Annotated in this window: 7 protein-coding genes and 1 tRNA gene; 4 read left to right on the top strand and 4 right to left on the bottom strand. The window is 69.4% G+C overall.

Going from position 1 to position 6,372, the window contains the following annotated elements:
• On the bottom strand, positions 1 to 873 hold an 873-nt coding region (locus tag GWI24_RS38630; RefSeq protein WP_210950703.1), incomplete at its 3' end, for a serine/threonine-protein kinase.
• A gap of 45 nt (positions 874 to 918) precedes the next feature.
• Positions 919 to 1,464, bottom strand: coding sequence for a DNA-binding protein (locus GWI24_RS38625; RefSeq protein ID WP_210950702.1), 546 nt, complete (start codon positions 1,462 to 1,464; stop codon positions 919 to 921).
• Between the two features lie 118 nt (positions 1,465 to 1,582).
• Between GWI24_RS38625 and GWI24_RS38620 the strand changes: the two genes are divergently transcribed.
• Both GWI24_RS38620 and GWI24_RS38615 read left to right on the top strand, forming a co-directional pair.
• Positions 1,583 to 1,655 (top strand) — tRNA-Ala (locus GWI24_RS38620).
• Positions 1,656 to 1,842: 187 nt separating this feature from the next.
• On the top strand, positions 1,843 to 2,994 hold the full coding sequence (locus tag GWI24_RS38615; RefSeq protein ID WP_210950701.1) for a two-component system response regulator: 1,152 nt from the start codon (positions 1,843 to 1,845) through the stop codon (positions 2,992 to 2,994).
• 97 nt (positions 2,995 to 3,091) lie between these two features.
• On the opposite strand, the gene GWI24_RS38610 is transcribed toward GWI24_RS38615, so the two are convergent.
• Positions 3,092 to 3,814: a DUF5324 family protein gene (locus GWI24_RS38610; RefSeq protein ID WP_210950700.1), complete on the bottom strand. Its 723-nt coding sequence runs from the start codon at positions 3,812 to 3,814 to the stop codon at positions 3,092 to 3,094.
• A gap of 296 nt (positions 3,815 to 4,110) precedes the next feature.
• Between GWI24_RS38610 and GWI24_RS38605 the strand changes: the two genes are divergently transcribed.
• Positions 4,111 to 4,644, top strand: a complete 534-nt coding sequence (locus tag GWI24_RS38605; RefSeq protein ID WP_137978714.1) for a peptidylprolyl isomerase — start codon at positions 4,111 to 4,113, stop codon at positions 4,642 to 4,644.
• Between the two features lie 111 nt (positions 4,645 to 4,755).
• Positions 4,756 to 5,640: a rhomboid family intramembrane serine protease gene (locus GWI24_RS38600; RefSeq protein ID WP_210950699.1), complete on the top strand. Its 885-nt coding sequence runs from the start codon at positions 4,756 to 4,758 to the stop codon at positions 5,638 to 5,640.
• A gap of 320 nt (positions 5,641 to 5,960) precedes the next feature.
• Here the strand turns inward: GWI24_RS38600 and crgA are convergent, their stop codons facing one another.
• Positions 5,961 to 6,218, bottom strand: coding sequence for a cell division protein CrgA (gene crgA / locus GWI24_RS38595; protein WP_020869949.1), 258 nt, complete (start codon positions 6,216 to 6,218; stop codon positions 5,961 to 5,963).
• Positions 6,219 to 6,372 lie beyond the last annotated feature (154 nt).

The raw sequence follows: 6,372 nt of genomic DNA, 5'->3' as shown, positions 1-6,372 counted from the left end.
GGGGCCGTCGGGGCCGAATCCGGTGGGCAGCGGCCCGAGTTGGTCGAAGACCTCGATGGCATCGTCGTCCAGGTCGGCCTCGGGCAGCAGGTCGACCGCGGTCGCCAGCGCCTTCCGCGCGCCCGTGGCGGTGCGGAAGCGGTTCTCGGGGTCCGGCTGCAGCAGCCCCGCGATCACCTGCCACAGCGGTTCGGGCACCCCGGTGGGCGCGTTCGGCACCCCCTGCTCGAAGAGCTTGACGAGCGCCTCCCCGTCCGGCTTGTGCCCGGTGATCAGATAGAGCGTCACCAGCCCGACGGCGAAGAGGTCCGCCGGGAAGTCGGGGTCGTCGCCCATCATCTGCTCGGGCGCGAAGTAGCCGGGCGTGCCCATTACGTAGTTGGCCTCGGTGAGGCGCGGCTCACCCTTGGTCAGCGCGATGCCGAAGTCGGACAGCCGGACGTGCGGCCGTCCGGTCCCGGTGGATTCCAGCAGGATGTTCGCGGGTTTGATGTCCCGGTGCACCACGCCCTCGGCGTGCACCGCGGCCAGTCCGGAGAGCAGCTGGTCGATCAGGGTGCACACATAGCGCGGCGGCAGCGGGCCGTAGTCCCCGATGAGATGGGCGAACGAGCCGCCGCCCACCAGGTCCATGGTGAACAGCACCTTGTCGTCGTCGGCCGCCCAGCTGGCCGGTGCCAGCACATGGGGGTGATCGATCCGCAGGGCCTGTTCCCGGACGAAGCGCAGCAGCGTATGGGCGTCGCGTTGCTGGAGTACCTTCGCTGCCACGTACCGTCGGCGGCGGTGGTCCCAGACGCGCCATACCGCGCCCACGCCCCCGCGCCCGATCGGGTCCACCAGCTCGTACCGGCCCGCGAAGATCTCACCCATCGCGCCGTGCCCGCCCCGTCATCGACTCGTCAGCAGTTCAGCCCGTCAGCTCTGGTGCGCCTCGTAGTGGGCGACCGCCTCGGCGGTCCGCCCGGCGCCGTACACACGGAGAAACTCTGCCAGCTCGGGGTGGGTGGGGGCGAGGGAGTCGGCGGCATCGATGATGTCCCCCGCGGCCGCCACGGACCGCAGCAGCGACTGGATCTCGCGTACCACTCGCCGTACGGTCGGGGCGCCCGTGCTCGCCGTGGTCTGGGTGGAGTGGAGGACCGAGCCGCCCGCGGACTTCTTGATCTCCTCCATGCGTTCGGCTGCCTCGGCGGCGCTGACCCTGCCGTCCGCCGCCTGACTGGACAGCTCCTGCAGCGCCTGCACCCGCTGGACCACGGCGGGGTTGCCGATCTTGGCGCGCTGGCCGCTCATGAGCTGCGAGAGCATGGGCGCGGACAGACCGAGGACGGCGGCGAGACGGGCTTGGTTCAGACCGAGATCGTCGATGAGACGGCGAAAGAGCGCCCCCAGCGGCTCCCCGTACCAGCTGCGCTGAAGCTCCCGTGCGCGCGCGGTGGCATCCTGCTGTGTTGCGTCCATCTCGCTCTCCCCTTCGCTTCGCTGCCGCGAATCTTGCGTGGCATCCTACGGAGAGCGCTACGCGCGAGCGATACCCGGTCGGGAATGCTGGTCGGTACCAGGTATCCTGATCGGCGAAGGGGCCTTAGCTCAGTTGGTAGAGCGCCGTCTTTGCATGGCGGATGTCAGGAGTTCGACTCTCCTAGGCTCCACCTCCATCACCAGCCAGGACGCCGGACCGGTGTCCTGGCTGATGCGTTTTCGCCCCTGATATCGGTGTTGCCACTCTTGTCATTACCCGGCGCAACACCCGCGGGATGCTCCAGGGTGTTTTCCACAACTCGGGCAGATCGCCCGGGAGTCGTCTGATCGGCGCGGTGCGCCGTACAGGGGGACACGATGGGTGGTCTGCATCCGCTGGGCGAGAACCTGCCCGAGGAGTGCCGGGCGTTCGCTGTGGAGCTGAGGAAGCTGTTCCTGGGGCTGGGGGTCTCGGTGCGCAGATACGCGGTGCGCAGGCACCGGGATCCGAGCACCATCTCGCGGTTTCTGAGTGGCACCCGGATCCCGCCGTGGGAGTTCGTCTTCGATCTGTTCACCGATCTCGCGGCGCGGCGCGGCGTCGCTCCCACCCCCGCCGCCATCGAGCTGGTGCGGGAGTTGCACCGGGCCGCGGTCCGCACCAGCCGCTCCCCCGGGCATGCCATGGAGATCCTGCAGATCCAGCTGGCCGACGCCGATCGGGACGCGCGGGTCTCCATGGCGCACCAGGACGTGCTGGGCGAGGCGCTGCTGGACCTCAAGCACCGCATCGCCGATCTCGAGGTGCGGCTGAACCAGGCCGAGGCGGCATGGGCGACGGAGCGCGCCCGGGCCGACGCGCTGGAGCGGGACATCCCGGGCCGGGAGGAACTGATCAAGGAGCGGGATCTGCTCCAGCAGGAGGTGCGGCGGCTCACCGAGGAGCTGGACGAGGTGCGGCTGCGGGGGCGGCTCGCGGAGGAGCGCTGTCTGGTCCTGGAGCGGCAGCTGGCCATGGTGGAGTCCCAGCGCCCGGCCGCGGTGCCACAGCAGGAGGAGGAGCCCATGGGACGGGAGGGGCCCGCCGCGTCCCAGCGGGCCATGGGGCCGCGGCCGAAGATCCTCGTGGTGGACGACCAGCAGAACAATCTGCTGGCCATGGAGGCCGTGCTGGCCACGCTCGACCAGGAGCTGGTGACCGCGACCTCCGGGCAGGAGGCCCTCAAGGCGCTGCTCGACCATGACGACTTCGCGGTGATCCTGCTGGATGTGCAGATGCCCGAGATGGACGGCTATGAGACGGCGGCCCACATCAAGCGGCGCCCCCGTAACCGCGACATCCCGATCATCTTCCTCACCGCGATGGGCTCCGACCCCGAGCACTCCTCGCGGGGCTATGCGGCCGGTGCGGTGGACTACATGGCCAAGCCGTTCGACCCCTGGGCGCTGCGGGCCAAGGTCTCGGTCTTCACCGAGATCTTCCTGGAGCGGCGGCAGCGCCGCTCCCAGGGGGAGGACCCGGCGGACTGAGCCGGAGCCGGCGCCGGAGAAAAGGACGAGGGGCGGGAGACCAAGAGATCTCCCGCCCCTCGTGGAGGGCTTGCGCCGGGCGCCGCGAGCGGTGCCCTCAGCGCTCGTCGTCCCTGCGGGCCTCGGCCTCGGCCTGCTTGGCCTGCACCTCGGGGTCGAGGGCGTTCTGGTCGCTGCCGTCCACCGCCGAGAGCCGCTCGCGGTCGCCCACCTCGGTCGCCGCCGGGGGTTCGACCAGCCAGTCGGGGTTGGCCTGCTTGTCCCACCACTTCCACGCGGCGTAGACCCCCGCGCCGACCAGCCCGATGAAGGTCGCCCGCTTGGCGAAGCGGGCGGCCCGGGCCCGGCGGCGGTGCTTCCGGGCGAGCTTCTCGATCTCCGCGGCCGTCACATGGGTGCGCAGCGCCGCGATGGCCGCCGCCGTGCGGACGGCCGCCTCCTCGCGCGCCGGTCCTGCGGCGGCGCGCACCCCGGCCATCGCCTGCTCCACCCGCGGTGCGGTGTAGTCGGCGGCGTGGCGTGCCGCCTTACGGGTGCGCTTGGCGGCCCGTGTGGCGGCCTGGTCCACCTTCGGCGGCAGGGTGCCGCGGGCCTGGTCGAGCCGTGGCGCGATATGGGCGTGGTACTGAGCACCGGCCGTGCACCGGGCCTGGTGTGCTGCGGTCGAGACCTTCGGCGCCAGCCGGACGCGGGCCTCGTGCGCGTAGCGCGACGCGGTGTCCTTGGCCGTGCCGGCATAGGGCGCCACCGCCTCCGCGGCGTGCAGGACGCTGCCCTTGGCTGTGCCGGTCGCGGCTCGCACGCTGTCAATGCGGGTCACGGGATCCTCCTCCTCGGTGGCGTGGTCAAGCTCCGGGGTTCAGAGTCGTGCGTTCTCGTTGCGCGCTCTATTTGCCCACTTTCGTGTTTCCATCCCAAGAAAGATCATGCCTGTTTGTGGAGATCATGCCCGTTCGAAGCGCGGCCGGCATGCGTGATCGGGCATCTGGGTCATAGGGAGGATTCTCGGGGAAACCGCGCGGATCGGCGCGCCCGGGGCCGCATCAGCGGCTACTCGTCCGCCTTGCGTCCGTGCGAGGATCAGGAGACGTAAGTGAAAACGATGGAAGGTTGATCGTGGCCGAGCAGCTATACGCCACCCTGAAGACGAACAACGGCGACATCGTGGTCCGGCTGCTGCCGAATCACGCGCCCAAGACGGTCAAGAACTTTGTCGAACTGGCCGAAGGCAGTCGCGAGTGGACTCACCCAGCCACTGGCAAGAAGGCCAAGGAGAAGCTCTACGACGGCACCGTCTTCCACCGGGTGATCAGTGGCTTCATGATCCAGGGCGGTGACCCGCTGGGCAACGGGACCGGTGGCCCCGGCTATGAGTTCGGCGACGAGTTCCACCCGGACCTGGCCTTCAACAAGCCGTACCTGCTGGCGATGGCCAACGCCGGCCCCGGCACCAACGGCTCGCAGTTCTTCATCACGGTCGCCCCGACCGCGTGGCTGACCGGTAAGCACACCATCTTCGGCGAGGTCGTCGACGAGGGCAGCAAGAAGGTCGTCGACGCGATCGCGGGCACCGCGACCAATCCGCGCACCGACCGTCCGCTCCAGGACGTCGTCATCGAGTCGGTCGTCGTCGAGACGCGCGAGGGCTGAACCCGTACGGGGAACTTTCATGCCCCGCTTGTCCGTGTGAACAAGTGTCCGTGTGAACAAGCGGGGCGGGGGAACGCCCGATCAGAAGTGGACAAGGGGCGAGGGGACACCATGGAGGACCAGGCGGTCTGTTGCTACCGGCACCCCCAGCGGGAGACCGGCATCAGCTGCACCCGCTGTGAGCGCCCGATCTGCCCCGAGTGCATGATCAGCGCGTCTGTGGGGTTCCAGTGCCCCGAGTGTGTGAGCGGACGGGCGTCCGTCGGGTCCGGGGCCTCGGCCGCCGGTCCCCCGCCGCGCGCCGCCCAGCCGCGCACCCTGGCCGGCGGCACGATGGCCTCGGACCCCCGGCTGATCACCAAGATCCTGGTGGCCATCAACATCGCGGTATGGCTCGCCGCGCTGTCCGCGGGCGACCGGCTGGTGAACGATCTCGACCTGGTCGGCCGGGCCTACGACCCGGGCACGGTGCAGGTCGTCGGCGTCGCCGAGGGCCAGTGGTGGCGGCTGGTGACCGCGGTCTTCCTCCATCAGCAGCTGATGCACATCGCCTTCAACATGCTCTCGCTGTGGTGGATCGGCGGCCCGCTGGAGGCCGCGCTCGGCCGTGTCCGCTTCATCGTGCTCTACCTGCTGTCGGGGTTGGGCGGCAGTGCGCTGTCGTACCTCCTGGCCGCGCAGAACCAGCCGTCGCTGGGCGCCTCCGGCGCGATCTTCGGACTGCTCGGCGCCACCGCAGTGCTGATGCGTCGGCTGAACTACGACATGCGGCCGGTCATCGCGCTGCTGGCGCTGAATCTGCTCTTCACCTTCACCTGGTCCGGTATCGCCTGGCAGGCCCATGTCGGCGGCCTGGTCGCGGGCACGGTGGTGGCGTACGGGATGGTGCACGCGCCCCGGGAGAAGCGGGCGCTGGTGCAGCGGGGGACCTGCGTCCTGGTGCTGCTCGCGATCGTCGCGATGGTGTGGATCCGCACGGCGCAGCTCACCGGCTGAAGCCACCGGTTGAGGAAGCTGACCGGATGAGCGGAGCGGCCGACCGATGAGCGGTCGGCCAAAGGCCACCTGGGACGAGCCGGACCCGGTCAGTTGTCCACAGCGCGTGGCGGATCTTACGCAACCTGTGGAGAACTTGCGTACGGCCCCCGGCTGACCTGCGTTTTCGCAGGAAGGCGGGGGTGTGAACGATCGAACAGACGCCCGTCACCGGTCACACCGGCGTCAACACGGCAGAGGTTATCCACAGATCTTCTGAGTTTTCCCCGGCTGTGGATAACTCTGTGGACAACCTGGGGACGAACGTGGGGACCGCCGGGTCACTTCCACTGGGTGGAGACGACGAACCCCGCGGCGATGAAGCCGAAGCCGACCACGATGTTCCAGTTGCCCAGCGATTCGACCGGCATGTCCCCTGTGGTCACGTAGAAGATGACGATCCACGCGAGGCCGATCAGGAACATGGCCAGCATCAGGGGTGCCACCCACCGGCGGCCGCTGTTCAGACTGATGCTGGCTGCCTGCTTCGCCGGCGGCGGCGTGAAGTCGTCCTTCTTGCGGATCCGTGACTTCGGCACGAGGAACTCTCCTGTCGATGCGCTGCGTGACCGCGCGGGGATGTGTACGGACGGCGCCGGGGCGGGACAGCGACGGGGACCACGTCCCTCCCCCACACGTCCGTTAGCGTAGTCCTTCCGCGGCGTCGTAAGGAGTAAGGGTACGTTGAGCAAT

This window comes from Streptomyces sp. MK37H (assembly GCF_018035285.1).
Taxonomy (GTDB): domain Bacteria; phylum Actinomycetota; class Actinomycetes; order Streptomycetales; family Streptomycetaceae; genus Streptomyces; species Streptomyces endocoffeicus.
This window is presented reverse-complemented; position numbering and strand designations above follow the sequence as displayed.